The sequence below is a fragment of the Rhizobium sp. CFBP 8762 genome, assembly GCF_014841565.1.
Taxonomy (GTDB): Bacteria; Pseudomonadota; Alphaproteobacteria; order Rhizobiales; family Rhizobiaceae; genus CFBP-8762.
Window position 1 is genome coordinate 75196 of record NZ_JACYUD010000003.1, and the last position, 19644, is coordinate 94839.

Genomic DNA, 19644 nt, shown 5'->3' on the forward strand with positions numbered 1-19644 from the left:
ATGGGTAATCTTCTGTTCGCACTGGTGTTTCTGCCGTTTCTGAGCTGTCTTGTTGCAGCACTGGTGCCCACATCTGCACGCGGCTTCGCCACTTGGCTCGCGGGCCTCACCTCTCTTTTCGCTCTTGCGTTGACGGCCGGACTGTATCCGAGTGTAACCGACGGCGCTATTCTGCGGGCTGAACTTGGCTGGCTTCCTGATCTGGGGCTAAATCTGACATTGCGGATGGATGGTTTTGCGTGGCTGTTCACGGTTTTGATCAGCGCCATCGGTCTGCTCGTTGTGGTCTATGCACGCTATTATATGTCGCCGGAAGATCCGGTACCGCGTTTCTTCTCGCTGTTTCTGGCCTTCATGGGGTCTATGCTTGGGCTCATCCTGTCGGGTAACATCGTCCTTCTGGCGATCTTCTGGGAACTAACGAGCATCGTGTCCTTCCTGCTGATCGGGTACTGGCATCACAATGCCGCGGCTCGGGATGGGGCGCGTATGGCTTTGATTGTAACGGCAACCGGCGGGCTCTGTTTGCTGGTTGGTCTGCTGCTGCTCGGCCATATCGTCGGCAGCTATGATCTGGACGTCGTACTTGCATCGGGCGCAAAGATACGAGCCCATCCGCTTTATCTTTCCGTGTTGCTGCTGATCCTGATGGGTGCGCTGACAAAAAGCGCTCAGTTTCCGTTTCATTTCTGGCTTCCGCACGCCATGGCAGCCCCTACTCCGGTTTCGGCCTATCTGCATTCCGCAACGATGGTGAAAGCGGGAGTCTTTTTGCTAACCCGGTTCTGGCCAGTGCTGGCAGGTACAGATGCGTGGTTCTGGGTTGTTGGAACAGCCGGGCTGACCACCCTTTTGCTCGGTGCCTATTTTGCCATTTTCCAGCAGGATCTGAAGGGTCTACTCGCCTATTCAACAATCAGTCATCTGGGGCTCATTACGGTGCTGTTAAGCCTTGGCAGCCCCATCGCCGCCGTCGCGGCTATCTTCCATACAGTCAATCACGCGACGTTCAAGGCATCGCTCTTTATGGCAGCCGGTATCATCGACCATGAAACCGGGACTCGCGATCTGAGGCGTTTAACGGGGCTTGCGCGATACATGCCGATAACCGCCACGCTGGCGATGGTCGCCAGTGCAGCAATGGCCGGCGTGCCATTGTTGAACGGGTTTCTGTCCAAAGAAATGTTCTTTGCAGAAGCAATCGAAACGCATGTTCCATCCGCTCTGGACACAATCACGCCGTATATCGCAACACTCGCCAGCATGTTCAGTGTGGTTTACTCGCTACGCTTCATTCACGGGGTATTTTTCGGCCCGCCGCCTACCGATCTGCCGATCAAACCGCATGAACCGCCGCATTGGATGCGCGCGCCCGTTGAGTTTCTTGTCTTTGTTTGTCTGGTCATTGGCATTATCCCAGCCTGGACAATTGGACCGTTCTTGCACACTGCCGTCATCTCTGTTCTGGGCGCGCAGACGCCTGTTTACAGTCTGGCGGTTTGGCATGGCTTCAATCTGCCCTTACTGATGAGCATTATCGCGCTGGCAGGCGGTATCCTGCTGTATGTGCTGATGCGAAATTACCTGAAATCAAGCATCGAAGGCCCGCCCCTGCTGCGAGAATTGCAAGGTAAGCGCATTTTCGAACGTGTGCTCGTTACTATATCCTGGAAGTGGGCCAGATCGCTTGAAAAAACCATTGCAACGCGCCGCCTACAGCCTCAACTCCGCGTGCTCGCTGGTTTCTCCCTCGCGTCTGCGGCCGTTGTTTTATACCTTGGTGGTTTCCGGCCCGCAGCCATGGCATTGAGTGATGTTGATCCAGCCTTCGCGTTTCTTTGGCTGATTGGTGCAGCCTTCGCCATCGCCGCTGCGTATCAAGCGAAGTTTCACCGACTGGCATCGCTCGTGTTGCTGGGTGGTGCGGGTCTGGTGACGTGTCTGTCGTTCGTGTGGATGTCCGCGCCGGATCTGGCCGTCACCCAATTGCTGGTAGAAATCGTCACCACGGTGCTGATCCTGCTTGGCCTTCGCTGGCTTCCCAAACGGCTGCAACTGGTGGAAGACGAAGAGCGACTGACGTTCGGTGTTCGTATGCGCCGTCTGCGCGATCTGGTTCTCGCCGTGGCAATCGGAATCGGCATGATGCTGATTTCTTATTCCATCATGACACGGCCCGTATCCGAAAGCATATCATCTTACTTTTTGGACAAGGCCTATTCAGAAGGCGGAGGACGCAACGTCGTCAACGTCATTCTGGTCGATTTCCGGGGATTTGATACGCTCGGCGAAATCACGGTGCTGTGTATCGTTGCCCTCAGCGTCTATGCGCTGCTACGGCGGTTCCGTCCGGCTTCGGACAGCCTGGAACTGCCGCAGCAACAGCAAGTACAGAACGCATTCGACGATGCTCAGCCAGAGCGCAACAAGGGCGACACGGCGACCGATTATCTGGCGATTCCCTCCGTGCTGATGAAGTGGCTATTTCCGATCATAGGAATGCTGGCTGCCTTCCTGTTCTTCCGGGGGCACGACCTACCCGGTGGCGGTTTCGCCGCCGGTATCACCATGTCCATCGCTTTTATCCTGCAGTATATGGCCAAGGGCACCCGCTGGGTGGAAGAGCGCTTGCGAATTCTGCCACTGCGCTGGATGAGCGTGGGACTTATTTTCGCGTCGCTGACCGGGGCTGGTGCGTGGGCCTTCGGCTATCCATTCCTGACCTCCGCGTTCCGATACGTCGATATCCCGCTGATTGGCACCATTCCGCTGGCCACTGCGGTGCTGTTCGATCTCGGGGTCTTCCTGCTCGTTGTGGGCGCCACTGTGCTGATTCTGATTGCGCTGGCGCACCAGTCCATTCGTTCACCCCGTGCGCAAGCGCGCGCCTTGAAAGCCAAACTGAAGGAGGTGGTGTGATGGAAATCGTCTTGTCCATTGGCATCGGCGTACTCTCGGCCTCCGGTACCTGGCTATTATTCCGGCCCAGAACCTATCAGGTCATCATCGGGCTTTCTTTGTTGTCCTACGCCGTCAACCTGTTCATTTTCAGCATGGGCAGGTTGACCTTTAATTCGCCTCCCGTGCTGAGAGATGGGGTGTCAACACAGGCACTGACGGACCCAGTTCCTCAAGCGCTGGTGCTGACCGCTATCGTTATCGGTTTTGCAATGACGGCACTCTTCCTCGTGGTTTTGCTGGCTGCACGTGGTTTCACAGGCACGGACCATGTGGACTCGAGGGAATAGCATGCCAGCCATGAACCATCTTATCCTGCTGCCAATCCTGCTGCCATTGCTCACAGCGGCCATCATCATTCCCATTGACGAGCGTCGCCGTCCCATCAAAGCCGTCATCAGCTTTCTGTCGACCCTGTTTCTCGTCTTCATTGCAATGGCCCTGATCGTTGTTGCGAAAGCTGAACCCGATGCAAGCAGCAACGCGTATTTGCTCGGCAATTGGCCCGCGCCCTTCGGCATCGTGTTCGTACTGGATCGCCTGTCAGCTCTTATGTTGCTGCTAACCAGCGTTCTCGGGTTGGCGACGCACATCTACGCGCTGGCGCGTTGGCACAATGCGGGCCAACATTTCCACACCATGCTGCAACTGTTGTTCGTCGGCATCAACGGCGCATTTCTCACCGGCGACCTCTTCAACCTGTTCGTCTTTTTCGAGGTTATGCTGGCCGCCTCTTACGGCTTGATGTTGCACGGCTCTGGCCCGGTGCGCGTCAAGGCGGGCTTGCATTATATCGCGATCAATCTCGCCGCATCGTTTCTGTTTCTTATCGGGGTCAGCCTAATTTATGGCTCAACGGGCACGTTGAACATGGCAGATCTTGCCGTGAAAATTACGCAGATCGGCCCTGAAACCCGTATGATGATGGAGGCGGGTGCAGCCATTCTCGGCGTTGCGTTTCTGGTGAAAGCCGGAATGTGGCCGCTGGGGTTCTGGCTGCCGCCTGCCTATGCTGCAGCATCACCCCCGGCTGCGGCTATATTCGCGATTTTGAGCAAGGTTGGTATCTACATCATCCTTCGCCTGTCTCTGTTGTTGTTCAGTGATCAGGCTGGCACCTCAACCGGTTTTGGAACCTGGGTGCTGCTGTTGGGCGGTTTGGCAACCATCGTCTTCGGTCTGGTTGGGGTACTCGCGTCGCAAGCGGTGCCAAGATTGGCAAGCTACTGCCTGCTTATCTCTTCCGGCACGCTGCTGGCTGCGATTGGGTTGGGAAACACCGCCGTCATAGGTGGAGCCCTGTTCTATCTCGTCAGCTCAACGCTGGCGATTGGAGCCTTCTTCCTGCTGATAGAACTGGTGGAGCGAGGACGTGATGCCGGTGCGGACGTTCTCGCGGTCACCATGGAGGCCTATGGGGATACGGATGAGGATACTGTCGAGGAAGAAATTGGCGTTTCCATTCCCGCCACCATGGCGATTCTCGGCGGATGCTTCTGCCTGGTTGCATTGCTGATCTCGGGTTTACCCCCCTTTTCCGGCTTTATTGCAAAATTTTCTATTCTAAATGGCGTCTTCAATCCGTCGGGTATGGGGAATTCATCCCATGCCCTCACTGCCGCTGACTGGAGCTATGTAACGCTGGTCATCATCTCAGGCCTTGCCAGCATGATCGCGCTTAGCCGCGTCGGTATCCGCACCTTCTGGGCATCTATTGAAGGTACCATTCCCCGAGTGGTCTTGCTGGAAATTGTGCCCGTCGCAGCGCTTTTGGCGGTGTGTGTCGGGATGACAATTCTTGCAGGCCCAACCATGCGCTATATGGAAGCGACGGCACGATCACTACAGAGGCCGGAGCTATACATCCAGCAGGTCATTGGCCTGAAGCCGGTCGCTCCGCCAACAACAGGAGAGGCACCATGAAATATTGGTTTCCCTATCCGCTCCTGGCCCTGTTTCTGTTGATCATCTGGTTGCTGGTCAACCAGTCCGTGTCTCTGGGACAGATTCTGCTGGGCTCGGTGCTGTCGCTGTCCTTATGTTGGGTTGTGCTGTCGCTGGACCCGCAGAAATCGCGTATCAGGAAGCCAGCGCTGGTAGTAACGCTTCTTGGACATATTATTCTCGATGTCGCACGGTCGAATCTTGCTGTCGCCCGGGTTATTCTGCGCGGTCGGCACCGCAAGCAAACATCCGGTTTCCTGCGGCTGCAACTGGAACTGCAGGATAGGAACGCTCTCGCTGTGCTGGCTTGCATTCTTGCAGCAACCCCCGGCACCATATGGCTGGAATTCGATACGGCCAAACGCACCCTGCTGCTCCATATTCTGGACCTTGTTGACGAGCAGCACTGGATCGATTTGATCAAGATGCGATACGAGGCGCCCCTCAGGGAGATATTTGAATGAGTGCTACCATTCTGCTTTGGTCGCTTACAGCCGCGCAGGCCATTATCGTCTTCGCCATGGTGTGTGCTGGCTACCGGATCGTCAAAGGACCGCGTGCGCAGGACCGTATTCTGGGGCTGGACTTTCTCTACGTCAACGCCCTGTTGTTCCTTCTGGTATTTGGCATTCGTACCGGTAGCACACTCTATTTCGAGGCTGCGCTGGTAATTGCCCTTCTTGGATTCGTGTCGAGCATAGCTTTTGCCAAGTTCCTGATGCGTGGCGAGGTGATTGAATGAGTGGGGTGGAAACAATTCCCGTCTGGGCAGCAATAGTCGTATCGTTTTTCGTACTTGCCGGAGCGCTTCTGACCCTTATTGGCGCGATTGGACTGGCGCGGCTGGAAACATTTTATAACCGCCTTCATGCGCCCGCCCTGGGGGCCAGCGGTGGAGTAATCCTCATTTCAATCGGGTCAATGATTGCCTTCATCCTGCAGGGCGGATGGGTGGCGCACGAGCTGCTGATCATTGCATTCATGACCATGACAACCCCGATCACGCTGATGCTGCTCGGCCATGCCGCTCTCCATCGAGATCGTGCAGAGGGAAACGATACCATCCCTGACCAAGAAAAAAACGGTCTTGAAAACCTGCGCGCCAACACCCATCTACCGTCTAACACCAATGCAGACTGACATACGGGTGACATAATACGTGTGTAGGAATGCATTGTTGAGATAGTTCGCTTCCACTGTTTGACCACGGATGTACTGGCACTGAGTGTCGAGGCGAATTAGGAAAGGTCGGGTTTACCCCGGCCTTTTTGCTTTTAGGCCGACATCAGTTCGAAACGGTAATGGAGAGTAGAATGGTTCGTTTGCTGTTGGTCATGATCAGCCTCACCACTCTTGCAAGCTGCGGCATTGGCAGAGCGACAAGCAATCTGAATACTGGTTTTGACCGTTTGGGTTGCGCTTCGGCAGACTTTCGGGGTGAGACAATCTGCCCGCCGCAGCCGTAACAGACCTTACTGCAGCACCAGGGGTTAGTCGTCCGAAGCGGCCACCTTGGAAATCAGAATCTTATCGATCCGCCGGCCATCCATGTCGATTACCTCAAAGCGATAGCCAAAGGCTTCGGTATAATCGCCTTCATTCGGCGTCTTGCGCAGCTCCTGTACCAGGAAGCCAGCAATCGTTTCATAATGGCCGGTGCCGTCAATATCGTCCAGCCCGAGGCTGAGGTGAATTTCGTCGATTGGCGTTCTGCCATCGACCAGATAAGAGCCGTCTTCCCGAAGAACGATAAGAGCGTGCTCCAGATCGTCATAGTTAGAAGGCAGCACCCCGACGATGGCTTCCAGAATGTCCGCAATGGTGACAATACCTTCCGTACTGCCATATTCGTCGACGATCAGCGCAAGGTTGATGCTGGACGTTTTGAACGCTTCGAGTGCCTTGAGACATGTTGTTGTCTCCGGCAGAGTGTGAACATCCTTGATGAACTCGCGAACGTTGAAGTCACCGCCAGTCAGGGCCGCATCCAGCAATTCCTTCGCCAAAACTGCGCCTAGAACATCACCGGTTTCCGGGTCGATGACAGGATAACGGGAGTGGCCGTGCTGGTGAACCTTCTGGCGGATTTCGTCAAACGTATCGTCGATATCAATGAAACTCACCTCTGTGCGGTGCGTCATGATCGACTTGACGTTACGGTCCCCGAGCCGAATGATCCGCCTTAGCATCTCATGCTCCGACTGTTCGATGGCGCCGCTTTCCACACCTTCGGCCATGATGGCCTGAACCTCAGCCTCCGTCACCTGATCGCGGTCACTGCCGATAATGCCGAACAAGCGCATGATCAACGAGGCCGAACCCTCAAACAGGATGACGATAGGCGAGGCGACGCGCGACAGTATCGTCATGGGTGTCGCCACCAGCATGGCCAGCGTTTCCGCATTGCGCAGCGCCAGTTGCTTGGGGATGAGTTCGCCGATGATGACGGAAAGATAGGTAATCAGGGAAACAACGAGCGCCACCGACACCGTCGCGCCATAGGGGTTGATCCACGCAATGTCGTTGAGAACAGGTGTCAGTTTGTCGGCAATCGTCGCACCGCCGTAGGCGCCCGCCAACGTACCAACAAGCGTAATGCCCACTTGAACCGTTGAGAGAAAACGCCCGGAGTCTTCCGCCAGAACCAGTGCGGAGGCTGCTCTTTTGTTGCCTTGGCGCGCCATCTGCCGGAGCATCGGGCGACTTGCCGATACCAGCGCCATTTCTGAGAGCGCGAAGAATGCATTGATCAGCAAAAGAAGCAGTATAACAATCAGTTCGGACATGGGTCACCGTTTGGGAGCGTCGTAACCAAATAAGCCGTGCTGGCGAAAGCGGCAAGGGCTTGAGGTTGGAACATCCGCGTCACACAATAGATTTATCATGAGGAACTCTAAAAAATCGGGGCGACAGAGCCGCCCCGATCTTGAAAACCTTATTGCGGCAGCTTGTCGTCAACGCCTTCTACATAGAAGTTCAACCCCAGCAGGGTCGCGTCGTCAGCGCTTTCACCCGCTTTCAGCCAGACGCTGCCATCCTGCTTGTTGAGCGGGCCGGAGAACGGCTTCAACTCGCCGGACTCGATTTTCGCCTGTGTTGCTTCTGCCATCGCCTTCACGTCATCGGGCATGTTGGTGTAAGGGGCCATGGTCAGGATGCCGTCTTTCAGGCCGTCCCAGCTGGACTGCGACGTCCATTTGCCGTCCAGAAACGCCTGTGTGCGCTTGATGTAATAGGCGCCCCAAGTGTCCACAATCGCCGTCAGCTGCGTTTGAGGACCCGCCTTGATCATATCGGATGCCTGACCGAAAGCTTTAATGCCGCGCTCGGCTGCAACCTGCATCGGCGCAGTCGTGTCCGTGTGCTGTGCGAGGATATCAACGCCCTGATCGATCAGCGCCTTGGCTGCATCGGCTTCCTTGCCGGGGTCAAACCAGGTGTTCGCCCAGATGACCTTCATCTTGAACTCTGGGTTCACCGACCGTGCGCCGATGAGGAACGCGTTGATGCCCTGCACCACTTCCGGGATCGGGAATGAGCCGATGTAGCCTGCTACGCCATTCTTCGATAGCTTGGCGGCGATCTGACCGCTGATATAACGACCTTCGTAGAAACGGCTGTTATAGGTCGCGATGTTGGCAGCGGTCTTGTAGCCCGTCGCATGTTCAAACTTCACATCCGGAAACTTCTGCGCAACCTTCACTGTTGCGTCCATAAAGCCAAAGGATGTTGTGTAGATCATGCCACAGCCGGAACGAGCCATACGCTCGATAGCACGTTCGGCATCAGGACCCTCTGGAACGCTTTCCAGAAATGCCGTTTCAATTTTGTCGCCAAACTCTTTTTCCAGTGCCTGACGGCCAATGTCATGGGCCTGCGTCCAGCCACCATCGGTTTTGGAGCCGACATAGATGAAGCAGATTTTGGCCTTATCGGCAGCGCTTGCTGGCGAAAACGCACCCAGCATCGCCGCTGAGGCTGCCAGAGCGAGAACGATTTTTTTCATTGTGATACCCCTGTTTGAGTTTTGTTGGTTTATCTGTCCGGCACAAACGGCTTTCCGAGAGATGCCGGGGTATTGATCAGCGTCATGCGGCGGTTGCGTGAGATGAGCACAAGAACCACCACCGTCGCAAGATAGGGAAGTGCTGACAGGAACTGCGAGGGAACACCGATGCCCAGCGCCTGCGCATGCAACTGGCTGATGGAAACGGCACCAAACAAATACCCACCGGCAACAATGCGCCATGGCCGCCAGGATGCAAACACCACCAGTGCCAGAGCAATCCAGCCACGACCGGCAGACATGTTTTCCACCCACTGCGGCGTGTAGACAAGCGAAAGCTGTGCTCCGGCCAGACCCGCGCAAGCACCGCCGAACAGAACGGCGAGATACCGCGTACGAAGAACATTGATGCCGAGTGCATGGGCAGAAGCGTGATTGTCACCAACCGAGCGTAACTTCAGGCCGGCTCTGGTGGAAAACAAAAACCAGTTGACCCCCGCGATCAAGGCTATCGACAGATAGAAGATCAGGTCCTGCCGGAAAAGAAGGGGTCCCAGATAAGGAATGTCAGACAAAACCGGAATGGCAAGTGGCGGCAACTTGATACCCGACAGCCCGACAAAACTTTCGCCGATCATTCCAGACAGGCCAAGCCCCAGAATGGTCAGCGCCAACCCCGTTGCCACCTGATTGGCCACCAGCGTGAGTGTCAGGAAACCAAACAGCAGGGAGAAAGCCGCGCCGCTGACAACGCCCGCGAGAACGCCGATATAGGGCGAGCCAGTCAAATTGGTGGCCGCAAATGCGCAGACGGCGCCCATGATCATCATGCCCTCGACGCCCAGATTGAGGACGCCGGAACGCTCGGTCACGAGTTCGCCAAGGGCTGCCAGCACCAGCGGTGTTGAGGCCGTGATAACTGTCAGGAGGATCGCTTCAAGAATGGTCATGCTGTGTCACCGCCTGACAAACGCCCGGTCAACGATGACGTGATAACGCGAATGCGGTAGTGGATGAGCGTATCGCAGGACAGAACAAAAAATAGCAGCAGCCCCTGAAACACGCGGGTGACCTTATCCGATACGCCGATTGATAGTTGTGCGGCTTCGCCGCCCAGGTAGGTTAACGCCAGAACAAGACCAGCGGCGACAATCCCCAGCGGATTGAGCCGTCCGAGAAAGGCGACGATGATCGCTGTAAATCCGTAGCCGGGCGAAATCACCGGACGCAATTGCCCTATGGCTCCACTGACTTCGCTGATACCAGCAAGACCAGCCAGCGCGCCGGATAGCAACATGGAGAACCAGATCATGCGCTTGGGCGAAAAGCCTGCAAAGCGCCCTGCCCGCTCCGACTGGCCAAGAACAGTAATTTCAAAGCCTTTCAGGGTGAACCGCATCATGAACCAGATGGCCAGTGCCGCCAGAATGGCGAAGGCAAAGCCCCAATGGGTGCGGCCCGAACTCAACATTTCCGGCAAAATTGCATTCGGCGCGAACAGCCGGGTTTCAGGAAAATTCATGCCCGTGGGGTTGCGCCACGGTCCACGGACCAACCAGTCGAGAAACAACTGGGCGCTGTAGACCAGCATCAGACTGGTCAAAATCTCATTGGTGTTGAGATGCGCCTTGAGGAAGGCAGGGATACCCGCATATAGCGCGCCTCCGAGCATTCCCATCAGCAACATCAGCGGCAAAACAAGCGGCGACTGCCACTCATAAAACACCACCGGAATGACCGAACCGGCAATGGCTCCCATGATGAACTGACCTTCAGCCCCGATATTCCAGTTGTTCGAGCGGTAACAGACCGACAAACCGACAGCGATGAGGATCAAAGGCGCTGCCTTTATCGCCAGTTCGTGCAGCGACCAGACTTCCAGCAGCGGTTCGATGATGAAACTGTAGAGTGCCACCACCGGATCCTTGCCGAGTAGCGCAAACATCAGGCCGCCAAACAGGACCGTCAGCCCGAGGGCAATAAAGGGCGAAAGAATGGAAAACAGAACCGAATGGCCGGCGCGTTTTTGCAGTTCAATGCGCATGGCTGGTCTCCGGGGCTGAATGATTGGACTGCGTTCCGCCCATCAGCAGGCCAATCTGTTCGCGTGTGATCTGCTCAGCCGGGTAGGAACGTGACAACTTACCATCACTGATAACCGCAATACTGCTGGCAACCTCATAAATCTCATCGAGATCCTGACTGATGACCAGCACTGCCGAACCGGCCTTTGCCAGATCGACCAATGCCTGGCGTATACGGCTCGCTGCGCCCGCATCCACGCCCCACGTTGGCTGATTGACAATCAGCACTGATGGCTGGCGGTCCAACTCGCGCCCGATGATAAATTTTTGCAGGTTACCGCCGGACAAAGACGCCGCAGCGGGGTCTTCCCCGCTTTTGCGCACGTCCATAGCCTTGGAAATGCGGGTGGATGCCACGCGGACGATCATGTGTCGAATGATCTGGAGAAGTCCCCCGCCGAGAAAAACCCGGGCATCCGACTGGTTGCGGGCAAGCACGAGGTTATCCGCCAGCGTCAATGCCGGGACGGTAGCGTGACCCTGGCGCTCCTCTGGCACAAAACTGCCCCCGAGAAGACGGCGGGCGGTAATGCCAAGCGAACCGACCGGCTTGCCGCGGATCGAGATTGCCGTGTTGGCTTCAACCGGAAACTCTCCCGACAACGCATCGAACAGTTCGCTCTGGCCGTTGCCCGCGACGCCCGCAATTGCCAGAATTTCGCCAGCCCTGACCTCAAGACAGATGTCTTTCAACGAGACGGAAAAGGGCGTTCGCGCAGCGACAGACAGATGATCAGCCGCCAATTGCACTGCACCGCCACCGCTGCTCGCAATGTGCCGCACCGATTTGACATCGGCACCCACCATCATTCGGGCGAGAGATGCAGGGGTTTCCAAACGAGGATCACACGCGCCCGTAACCTTTCCGTGCCGCAGCACTGTGGCCCGTTGACAGATGCGCTGCACCTCCTCCAGCCGATGGCTGATGTAGAGAACAGAACGCCCTTCGGCACGGAGCCGCTCCAGCGTTTCAAACAGCCGGTCCGCCTCCTGCGGCGTCAGCACCGACGTCGGCTCATCGAGAATGATCAGTTGCGGATTCTGCAAAAGAGCCCGAACAATCTCGATACGTTGGCGCTCCCCGACCGACAGGTCCGCGACATGCGCCGCCGGGTCCAGCGGAAGACCATATGCCTTCGAGACGGTCGCAGCCTCTGCTGCAACCTTCTGCAACGAAATATTGGGGGGCATGGACAGTGCAATATTTTCCGCAACGGTGAGTGCTTCAAACATCGAGAAGTGCTGGAAGACCATACCAATGCCGAGTTTTCGCGCGTCTGCGGGACTTGCGATGCTCACCGGCTCGCCGCGCCACAGGATTTCGCCTTCGGTTGGAGCCAGAACACCAAACAGCATTTTGACAAGGGTCGATTTGCCCGCGCCGTTTTCACCCAGCAGGGCATGAATTTCGCCGGTGCGAATATCCAGGTCAATTCCATCGCATGCTGCAAACGTGCCAAATCGTTTGGTCAGCCCGCGCACAGCCAGCAAAGAACTTTGCACGAAAACGTCTCGCGAACTTTCAGATTCGCTTGTCACGGACACGCTGGCCTCTTTCCTTTGGTGCTGGCTTATCCCGATCAGGGAATAAGCAGGGTTGTCCCGCTTGTTTTTCTCTGTTCCAGATCGCTTTGCGCAAGAGCAACGTCGCTCAGGCAATAGGTTTGATTGATATTGATAGCCACTTTGTTGCTCTGCACAATATCAAAGAGCGACTGTGCACATGCCTCGAGTGCTTGGCGGGTTGCAATATAGTGTCCCAGCGTCGGACGGGTTGCAAAAAGTGAGCCTTTTTGCGCGAGGATGCCGATTTGCAGCGGCTCAACCAAGCCCGAGGACTGCCCGAAGCTGACCCACAAGCCTCTCGGCTTCAAACAGTCAAGGGATTGGGGATAAGTATCGCGGCCGACCGAATCATAGACGACGTCGACGCCCGCATCATCAGTCAACCCACGCACCTGTTCCACGAAATTTTCAGCTTTATAATTGATCACGTGATCGTAACCGTGATCGAGTGCCAGCGCGACCTTCTCGGCCGATCCGGCAGTGCCTATAACCCGGGCACCCAATGCCTTTGCCCACTGCCCGGCGATCAGCCCTACGCCACCGGCAGCAGCGTGGAACAGTAAGGTCGTGTCTGGCGTCACTTGAAAGGTCTGGTTTAGAAGATACTGCGCCGTCATGCCCTTCAGCATCATCGCAGCCGCTGTTTCATAGGAAATCGCGTCCGGTAGTTTTACCAGTTGGCTTGCCTTGATATTGCGATGCTCACAATAGGCACCCGTAGATGAGCCATACGCAACCCGGTCCCCGACCGCAAAACCGCTCACACTGTTTCCGATTGCGACAATCTCTCCTGCGCCTTCTTCACCCGGAATGAACGGAAAGCCCGCTGGTGACGGATAAATCCCTGTGCGCTTGTATATATCGATGAAGTTCAGGCCGATGGCATGGTGACGAATTTGCACCTCTCCCGCTCCCGGCGCGTTCAACGGTACATCCTGATAGTGAAGCACTTCGGGACCGCCATAGGCGCTGATTGTGACTGCTCTCGTCAAACTCGTCATGATTTACGCCCCAAAGCAGGAAATGCCTGCAGCACACCGCCGATGCAGTAGAGATAAAGACCGGTGCCAACGACGCCCGCCACCAGCCAATCCGGCGAGTTGAAGTGCAGCAACAGTGCATACCCGCTCAGGCCCGACCAAAGGAAAAACACGAACAGATTAAGTGGCCGAAGCCGTTGAACCCGAACAGGATGCAGAAAGTTGATTGGCAGGAACGTCAACACCACGGAGACAAAAACGATAATGGACGCAGTCAGTTCGCTGGCTTTAATAACAAACAGCGTGAATATCAGCATGTTCCAGACGACAGGAAAGCCGGAGAAGAAATTCTCCTCGGTCTTCATGCCCATATCCGCATAGTAAATGGCACTGGACACCACGATCATGCCTGCCGCTACGAACGACCACGGCTCACCAATCATGCCGCTTTGGTAAAGCGCGAACGCTGGAAGCAGCACATAGGTCACGTAATCGATGACATTGTCCAGCGTATCGCCGGACCAGTTCGGCAGAACCTCCTTGACCCGCACCTTACGGGCAATTGGCCCATCAATACCATCCACTGCCAATGCCAGACCCAGCCACCAGAACATGTCTACGAAGCGATGCTCCGCAGCGGCAACCACGCCGAGAAAAGCGAGAAACGAACCCGAAGCTGTCAGAATATGAACGGAGAAAGCACGAATTTCGGCGTAAGGCACACGTCTGTAATTGAAGAATTTCATCTGCGGCCTTTTATCCTCATAGAATTACCAAAGCATCTGCGGAGGCTCAAACCGTACCGCAAGCTCTACTATGCAGGCTTTGCCATGATCTTCCAGCAAAAAGGACAGTGCCGCACCTTTGTCTTGCGAACTTCTGGGGAAATCGTAAAGGCGGGTTTGCAGCAGCAAGAGGTCCGTATGATCGTTTGAAGCAAAATCGCTACCGTGCCGATCCGCCTCATGGTCGCAGCAGTATAAAAGCACTACATAGGCGTTGCGTGTTCAAAGGAGTGGTCGCCATGAGACATTTTGATATTGCTGTCGCGGGCGCAGGCCTCGCGGGTTCACTCTCCGCCGTTGCCCTGGCAAAAGCGGGCTATCACGTGGCGCTGATAGCGCCTCCAACGGAACGGACTGACGGACGCACGACTGCATTGATGGACCAGTCAATCGCATTCTTGAAGACGCTCAACCTTTGGGATTCCATCGAGCCGCAGGCCGCTGCACTTGAAACCATGCAGATCATTGATGGAACCTCTCGCCTGTTGCGCGCACCCACCGTTGCGTTTCGTGCGCAAGAAGTCGATCTCAATGCATTCGGTTACAATATTCCAAATGCTGCCTTCACAACGATACTGGAAACGGAAATTTCGGCCAATCACCGAATCGAACGTATCTCGACCATGCTGCGCTCTATGGCTTTGCTTGACAGTGCCGTCGAACTGACGCTCGAAACGGACGAGGTGGTGACAGCCGATTTGATCGTTGGAGCCGACGGCCGTGGTTCACGGGTACGCGAATGTGCAGGCATTGCGGTGAAGACGTGGACCTACCCTCAGTCCGCCCTCGTGCTGAATTTCACCCATTCACGCCCGCACAACAATATATCGACTGAGTTCCACACGGAATATGGCCCTTTCACCCAGGTTCCTCTTCCGGGTAAACGCTCAAGCCTCGTCTGGGTGCGTACCCCGCAGGATGCGCAGGCAGCGCTGGCAATGACGACGGATGAACTGAGTGCCGATATCGAAACCCGGATGCAATCCATGCTCGGCGCTGTCGAGATTGACGGGGGTGTGCAGAGCTATCCCTTGTCTGGCATGACTGCTAACCAGTGTGGCCGTGGCCGTGCTGTTCTGATCGGTGAAGCGGCCCATGCTTTCCCACCGATCGGCGCCCAGGGTTTGAATCTCAGCCTACGGGACCTACGAGCGCTGCTTGAGATCGTTGGCCAGCGGGCAGACACAGCACTGCAGCCGAATACTGGAGATGCCTTCGCGGCGAAGCGCAAGGTCGACATCATGACCCGGACTGCCAGCGTCGATCTCTTAAACCGGTCGCTGCTATCGTCTTTCCTACCGGTCCAGATGGTACGGGCGGCGGGGCTACAGGCTCTGTCCACCTTATCGCCGCTGCGCAACTTCATCATGCGGGAAGGCATCGAACCAGGCGGCGCGCTTCGGGCAATTTCCGAGAAGCTCGGATTTCGCCGACGAGCCTGAGGCCTATCCGATTGTCATCAATACGGGAAAGGTCTGCTGAAACCAGATTGCGACATCACTGATGAAGCCGAACATGAAAGCGAGGCCAGCAAGGACCAAGGCCGCTCCCATAATCTTTTCCACAAGCCCCAGATAGCGGCGAAAACGTGTGAGAAATGCCATGAACGTTTCCGAAAACGCTGCGGCAATCCAGAACGGCACGGCAAGACCCAGCGAGTATAGAGCCAACAATCCTGCGCCCTCACCGACCGTATCGCGAGATGCTGCTACGCCTAGAATGGTGCCCAGCACCGGCCCGATACAGGGCGTCCAACCAAAAGCGAAAGCCAGACCCATCAGATAGGCTCCGGAGAGCGTTGCCGGTCTGCCCGCGCTCTGAAAACGCGCCTCTCGGCCGAACAGATTAATTCTCAGCACACCAAGAAAATGTAGGCCCATTAAAAGGATGAGAAACCCGCCGATTCGCGCCAACACGTCCATATATTGACGCAGCACTTGTCCGATGGTGGATGCTCCCGCTCCCAGCGAGATGAAAACCGTGGAAAATCCCAGGGTAAAAAACAGCGCTGCCAACAACACGATTCGCCGTGTACTTGTCCCGTCTCTCTGGCGCTCCCCCCGAAACTCATCAACCGATACCCCGGCCATGTAGCAAAGGTAGGGCGGCACCAGTGGCAAGACACAGGGCGAGAGAAACGAAAGGGCTCCGGCGAGAATCGCGCTCCAGATGGAAATATCGGCAATCGACACGGTATTGACCTACTTTCAGCACATGATGACCGCTTCAATACAGCGCCAACCCCTTTGAAACCAATCACCTTTTAGCGAAACTGCAATAAATGTGGGATTTTCCGTCGATGACCGATTTTTGAGGTTGACCGCAGCAAAGCTCCTGCCTATGTTCCGCCCACTTCCTGAGGGCAACCGCCCGAACGTGGGAGAGCGTAGCTCAGCCGGTAGAGCAACTGACTTTTAATCAGTAGGTCCAGGGTTCGAATCCCTGCGCTCTCACCATTATAATCCGCATCTTTAGACCGACATAAAAGCACTATCGGCTTCTAGTCCGTTGTCTGTCATCAAACTTGCGCGTTATCGTACATACCGATTTTGCAGAGCTTTGAACCAGACAGAGTATGGCCATGCAAGCCACCAGCGCAGCGGCACCTTGCCATAGTACTGGCGAACCGTCTGGATTGCTTCCTGATAATGGCGACGGCGTAGCGTCCTCGTCTTGGTGTCGTCGTGTTCTCTGTTGGTCGCAACAAACCGGTCAACAAACACGAGCGGTCCACATTGGCGCAGCAGTCGCCACCACAGATCGTAGTCCATTGTCATATGCAGTACGGGATCGACCCCACCTACGCTCTCCCAAGCGCGTCGGGAAATGAGAGTTGCAGGTTGGGAAATGATGCATCGTTTGGCAAGCCGGTCTGTATCGAACCGTTCAACCCATATGGGTGACTTTTTGCCCGTCCGTTGCTTCAAGTTCCAGGCGCGCCCATAGACTGCAGGCGCGTCCGGACACTCCATGAACGCAGCAAGCAGCGCCTTCAATCCGCCAGGCTCAAAGAAATCGTCGCTGTTCAGCCAACACACGAACGGCGCACTCCCGAGTGCTACACCCTCGTTGATTGCGCTGGCCTGCCCGTTGTCGGCATGGCTTCGCCACCCCGACAAACGATCCTGCCATTTCTTAATGATGTCCAAGGATCCATCGCTGGATCCGCCGTCAAGAACAAATACCTCCACTGGAAGTGACTGCTCAAACACCGAGCGTATGGCAGCGTCCAGATACTGTGCTTGATTGAATGACGGAATGACAACCGTCACCATCGGCAACGTCATCTTAATGCCCGTGCGATTCAAGAAATTTGCTGTAAGCCAACGCAATACCATCCCGCAAGTCGGTCTTTGCCTTCCAGCCGAGACTGGTCATCCTGTCGACATTGAGTAGTTTCCGAGGCGTTCCGTCTGGTTTTGACGCATCGAAAATAATCTCTCCGGAAAATCCGACAACGTCCATGATCGTGCGTGCCAGTTCTTCGATCGTGACGTCCTCACCGACACCGATATTAAAAAGACCTTCCTTGACGTCGTTTTCCATAAGGAAAACGCAGGCTTCCGCCATGTCATCAACGTACAAAAATTCTCGTTTTGGCCTTCCCGAACCCCATACATGCAGAGACACGCTGCCGTTATTCTTTGCCTCGTGCGCCTTCCTGATCAAGGCTGGCATCACGTGGCTACTGGTCAAGTCGTAGTTGTCGTTCGGACCGTACAAGTTGGTGGGCATGGCCGACACATACTGAGTGCCATACTGCGCGTTATAGCTCTCGCATAACTTGACCCCTGCAATTTTTGCAATCGCATAGGGCTCGTTGGTGCTTTCGAGCGGACCCGTCAGGAGGTAATCCTCTTTGATGGGTTGGGGGCAGTCACGCGGATAGATACAGCTTGACCCCAAAAACAGAAGTCGATTGACACCGGCCTGCCAGGCGGCGTGAATTACATTGGCCTCAATCATCAGGTTTTCGTAAAGGAACTCTGCCCTCTTCGTGTCATTTGCGAAGATGCCACCAACTTTTGCCGCTGCCAGATAGATGTAACTGGGTTTCTCCTGCTCCAGGAATTCCCGAACTGCCATCTGGTTGGTAAGATCCAGTTCGCGGCGGCTTCTCACGATAATATTGTCGTAGCCAAGAGACTGCAACCGACGGACAATTGCAGAACCAACCATCCCGTTGTGTCCTGCAACGTAAATTTTCTCTGATTTCAACATGATCACTCGTGGAAGTTATACGCAGAAAAGCCATGCTTCTTCACAAGTTCGTCTCGTGAAGCAGCCTTCAAGTCTTCACGCATCATTTCGCTGACCAGTTCAGCAAATGAAATTTTCGGAACCCATCCCAAAAGCTCGCGGGCCTTCTGCGCGTCACCCAGAAGCGTCTCAACTTCAGTTGGTCTGAAATAGCGCTCGTCCACCGCAACAATGCAGGCTCCCTGCTCGTTGTAGCCCTTCTCGTCAACACCTTCACCACGCCAGGTGATATTGATACCGGCCTCCCGTGCCGCCGCTTCGACAAATTCACGAACACTGTACTGAATTCCGGTAGCGATCACAAAATCTTCCGCAACGTCCTGCTGCAGCATCAGCCACTGCATTTCAACATAGTCCTTAGCGTGACCCCAGTCGCGCTTTGCGTCGAGGTTGCCGAGATACAGGCAATCTTGAAGACCAAGCTTGATGCGAGCCAAAGCACGTGTGATCTTGCGCGTCACAAAGGTCTCACCGCGCAGCGGGCTTTCATGATTGAACAGGATGCCGTTACAAGCGTACATTCCATAGGCTTCGCGGTAGTTGACGGTAATCCAGTACGCATAGAGCTTGGCAACTGCGTAAGGCGACCTTGGATAGAATGGGGTCGTCTCGCGCTGCGGAACTTCCTGTACCAGCCCGTAGAGTTCAGATGTCGAAGCCTGATAAAACTTCGTCTTTTTCTCAAGGCCGAGGATACGGATCGCTTCCAGAATACGCAGCGCACCCAGAGCATCGGAGTTTGCCGTATATTCGGGCTCCTCGAAGGAAACTGCAACGTGTGACTGAGCCGCAAGATTGTAGATCTCATCTGGCTGAACGAGTTGAATGATTCGAATGAGGCTCGATGAATCCGTCATATCGCCGTAGTGAAGCACAAAATTGCGCTCTGAATCATGGGGGTCCTGATACAGATGGTCAATTCTGTTCGTGTTGAAGAGCGATGACCGTCTTTTGATCCCGTGAACTTCGTAGCCCTTTCCAAGTAGAAATTCCGAAAGGTACGCCCCATCTTGCCCTGTGACGCCAGTAATCAACGCTTTTTTAGACATAACTTATTAAAC

Annotated in this window: 18 protein-coding genes and 1 tRNA gene; 8 read left to right on the top strand and 11 right to left on the bottom strand. The window is 55.4% G+C overall.

All coding sequences use genetic code 11. The annotated features are described in order from the left end of the window. The 6 genes from IFT84_RS08910 to mnhG are packed head-to-tail and all read left to right on the top strand — an operon-like array spanning position 1 to position 6042. Positions 1–2919, top strand: a complete 2919-nt coding sequence (locus tag IFT84_RS08910) for a monovalent cation/H+ antiporter subunit A (protein WP_192118495.1) — start codon at positions 1–3, stop codon at positions 2917–2919. Then, on the top strand, positions 2919–3248 hold the full coding sequence (locus IFT84_RS08915) for a Na+/H+ antiporter subunit C (RefSeq protein WP_192118497.1): 330 nt from the start codon (positions 2919–2921) through the stop codon (positions 3246–3248). Before IFT84_RS08910 ends, IFT84_RS08915 begins: the two co-directional genes overlap by 1 nt. Further along, the gene (locus IFT84_RS08920) at positions 3229–4881 is read left to right on the top strand and encodes a monovalent cation/H+ antiporter subunit D (protein WP_192118499.1); all 1653 of its coding nucleotides are present in this window, start codon (positions 3229–3231) and stop codon (positions 4879–4881) included. Before IFT84_RS08915 ends, IFT84_RS08920 begins: the two co-directional genes overlap by 20 nt. Beyond that, positions 4878–5366, top strand: coding sequence for a Na+/H+ antiporter subunit E (locus IFT84_RS08925; RefSeq protein WP_192118501.1), 489 nt, complete (start codon positions 4878–4880; stop codon positions 5364–5366). The genes IFT84_RS08920 and IFT84_RS08925 overlap by 4 nt, the downstream gene beginning before the upstream one ends. Continuing rightward, positions 5363–5644, top strand: coding sequence for a K+/H+ antiporter subunit F (locus IFT84_RS08930; RefSeq protein ID WP_192118503.1), 282 nt, complete (start codon positions 5363–5365; stop codon positions 5642–5644). The genes IFT84_RS08925 and IFT84_RS08930 overlap by 4 nt, the downstream gene beginning before the upstream one ends. After that, on the top strand, positions 5641–6042 hold the full coding sequence (mnhG, locus tag IFT84_RS08935; RefSeq protein WP_192118505.1) for a monovalent cation/H(+) antiporter subunit G: 402 nt from the start codon (positions 5641–5643) through the stop codon (positions 6040–6042). Before IFT84_RS08930 ends, mnhG begins: the two co-directional genes overlap by 4 nt. A gap of 350 nt (positions 6043–6392) precedes the next feature. Here mnhG and IFT84_RS08940 read toward each other — a convergent pair whose 3' ends face one another. The 7 genes from IFT84_RS08940 to pcsA all read right to left on the bottom strand — a co-directional run bounded on the left by IFT84_RS08940 (position 6393) and on the right by pcsA (position 14284). Further along, the gene (locus IFT84_RS08940) at positions 6393–7688 is read right to left on the bottom strand and encodes a hemolysin family protein (protein WP_192118507.1); all 1296 of its coding nucleotides are present in this window, start codon (positions 7686–7688) and stop codon (positions 6393–6395) included. Positions 7689–7837: 149 nt separating this feature from the next. Then, the gene (locus IFT84_RS08945) at positions 7838–8908 is read right to left on the bottom strand and encodes a BMP family ABC transporter substrate-binding protein (RefSeq protein WP_192118509.1); all 1071 of its coding nucleotides are present in this window, start codon (positions 8906–8908) and stop codon (positions 7838–7840) included. A gap of 29 nt (positions 8909–8937) precedes the next feature. Continuing rightward, entirely contained in the window at positions 8938–9858 is a 921-nt protein-coding gene (locus IFT84_RS08950) for an ABC transporter permease (RefSeq protein ID WP_192118511.1), read from the bottom strand. Further along, complete coding sequence (locus tag IFT84_RS08955) at positions 9855–10952, bottom strand: ABC transporter permease (protein WP_192118513.1); 1098 nt, start codon at positions 10950–10952, stop codon at positions 9855–9857. The genes IFT84_RS08950 and IFT84_RS08955 overlap by 4 nt, the downstream gene beginning before the upstream one ends. Continuing rightward, entirely contained in the window at positions 10942–12495 is a 1554-nt protein-coding gene (locus IFT84_RS08960) for an ABC transporter ATP-binding protein (protein WP_342212849.1), read from the bottom strand. Before IFT84_RS08960 ends, IFT84_RS08955 begins: the two co-directional genes overlap by 11 nt. Positions 12496–12572: 77 nt before the next feature. Next, positions 12573–13559, bottom strand: a complete 987-nt coding sequence (locus IFT84_RS08965; protein WP_192118515.1) for a quinone oxidoreductase family protein — start codon at positions 13557–13559, stop codon at positions 12573–12575. Beyond that, positions 13556–14284: a phosphatidylcholine synthase gene (gene pcsA, locus IFT84_RS08970; RefSeq protein WP_192118517.1), complete on the bottom strand. Its 729-nt coding sequence runs from the start codon at positions 14282–14284 to the stop codon at positions 13556–13558. Before pcsA ends, IFT84_RS08965 begins: the two co-directional genes overlap by 4 nt. 278 nt (positions 14285–14562) lie before the next feature. Here pcsA and IFT84_RS08975 point away from each other — a divergent pair, with 278 nt between their 5' ends. Then, a complete protein-coding gene (locus tag IFT84_RS08975) occupies positions 14563–15765 on the top strand; it encodes a UbiH/UbiF family hydroxylase (protein ID WP_192118519.1) in 1203 nt (400 codons plus the stop codon). Between the two features lie 3 nt (positions 15766–15768). Here the strand turns inward: IFT84_RS08975 and IFT84_RS08980 are convergent, their stop codons facing one another. Beyond that, a complete protein-coding gene (locus tag IFT84_RS08980; protein ID WP_192118521.1) occupies positions 15769–16515 on the bottom strand; it encodes a cytochrome c biogenesis protein CcdA in 747 nt (248 codons plus the stop codon). A 188-nt stretch (positions 16516–16703) separates the two neighbouring features. Here IFT84_RS08980 and IFT84_RS08985 point away from each other — a divergent pair. Next, positions 16704–16779: transfer RNA gene (locus IFT84_RS08985), tRNA-Lys, on the top strand. 75 nt (positions 16780–16854) lie between these two features. Here the strand turns inward: IFT84_RS08985 and IFT84_RS08990 are convergent. Genes IFT84_RS08990 through gmd form a run of 3 tightly spaced genes read right to left on the bottom strand, consistent with a single transcriptional unit; the run spans position 16855 to position 19632 of the window. Beyond that, positions 16855–17610 carry a glycosyltransferase family 2 protein gene (locus tag IFT84_RS08990; protein ID WP_192118523.1) on the bottom strand — a complete coding sequence of 252 codons (756 nt, stop codon included), beginning with the start codon at positions 17608–17610 and terminating at the stop codon, positions 16855–16857. Position 17611: 1 nt separating this feature from the next. Then, positions 17612–18544: a GDP-L-fucose synthase gene (gene fcl / locus IFT84_RS08995; RefSeq protein WP_274603596.1), complete on the bottom strand. Its 933-nt coding sequence runs from the start codon at positions 18542–18544 to the stop codon at positions 17612–17614. Positions 18545–18546: 2 nt separating this feature from the next. Then, the gene (gene gmd, locus IFT84_RS09000) at positions 18547–19632 is read right to left on the bottom strand and encodes a GDP-mannose 4,6-dehydratase (RefSeq protein WP_192118525.1); all 1086 of its coding nucleotides are present in this window, start codon (positions 19630–19632) and stop codon (positions 18547–18549) included. Between the last annotated feature and the right edge of the window lie 12 nt (positions 19633–19644).

Coding starts and splice junctions, on each gene's coding strand:
- IFT84_RS08910 (WP_192118495.1), top strand. CDS start 1: ATGGGTAATCTTCTGTTCGCACTGGTGTTTCTGCCGTTTCTGAGCTGT.
- IFT84_RS08915 (WP_192118497.1), top strand. CDS start 2,919: ATGGAAATCGTCTTGTCCATTGGCATCGGCGTACTCTCGGCCTCCGGT.
- IFT84_RS08920 (WP_192118499.1), top strand. CDS start 3,229: ATGTGGACTCGAGGGAATAGCATGCCAGCCATGAACCATCTTATCCTG.
- IFT84_RS08925 (WP_192118501.1), top strand. CDS start 4,878: ATGAAATATTGGTTTCCCTATCCGCTCCTGGCCCTGTTTCTGTTGATC.
- IFT84_RS08930 (WP_192118503.1), top strand. CDS start 5,363: ATGAGTGCTACCATTCTGCTTTGGTCGCTTACAGCCGCGCAGGCCATT.
- mnhG (WP_192118505.1), top strand. CDS start 5,641: ATGAGTGGGGTGGAAACAATTCCCGTCTGGGCAGCAATAGTCGTATCG.
- IFT84_RS08940 (WP_192118507.1), bottom strand. CDS start 7,688: ATGTCCGAACTGATTGTTATACTGCTTCTTTTGCTGATCAATGCATTC.
- IFT84_RS08945 (WP_192118509.1), bottom strand. CDS start 8,908: ATGAAAAAAATCGTTCTCGCTCTGGCAGCCTCAGCGGCGATGCTGGGT.
- IFT84_RS08950 (WP_192118511.1), bottom strand. CDS start 9,858: ATGACCATTCTTGAAGCGATCCTCCTGACAGTTATCACGGCCTCAACA.
- IFT84_RS08955 (WP_192118513.1), bottom strand. CDS start 10,952: ATGCGCATTGAACTGCAAAAACGCGCCGGCCATTCGGTTCTGTTTTCC.
- IFT84_RS08965 (WP_192118515.1), bottom strand. CDS start 13,559: ATGACGAGTTTGACGAGAGCAGTCACAATCAGCGCCTATGGCGGTCCC.
- pcsA (WP_192118517.1), bottom strand. CDS start 14,284: ATGAAATTCTTCAATTACAGACGTGTGCCTTACGCCGAAATTCGTGCT.
- IFT84_RS08975 (WP_192118519.1), top strand. CDS start 14,563: ATGAGACATTTTGATATTGCTGTCGCGGGCGCAGGCCTCGCGGGTTCA.
- IFT84_RS08990 (WP_192118523.1), bottom strand. CDS start 17,610: ATGACGTTGCCGATGGTGACGGTTGTCATTCCGTCATTCAATCAAGCA.
- fcl (WP_274603596.1), bottom strand. CDS start 18,544: ATGTTGAAATCAGAGAAAATTTACGTTGCAGGACACAACGGGATGGTT.
- gmd (WP_192118525.1), bottom strand. CDS start 19,632: ATGTCTAAAAAAGCGTTGATTACTGGCGTCACAGGGCAAGATGGGGCG.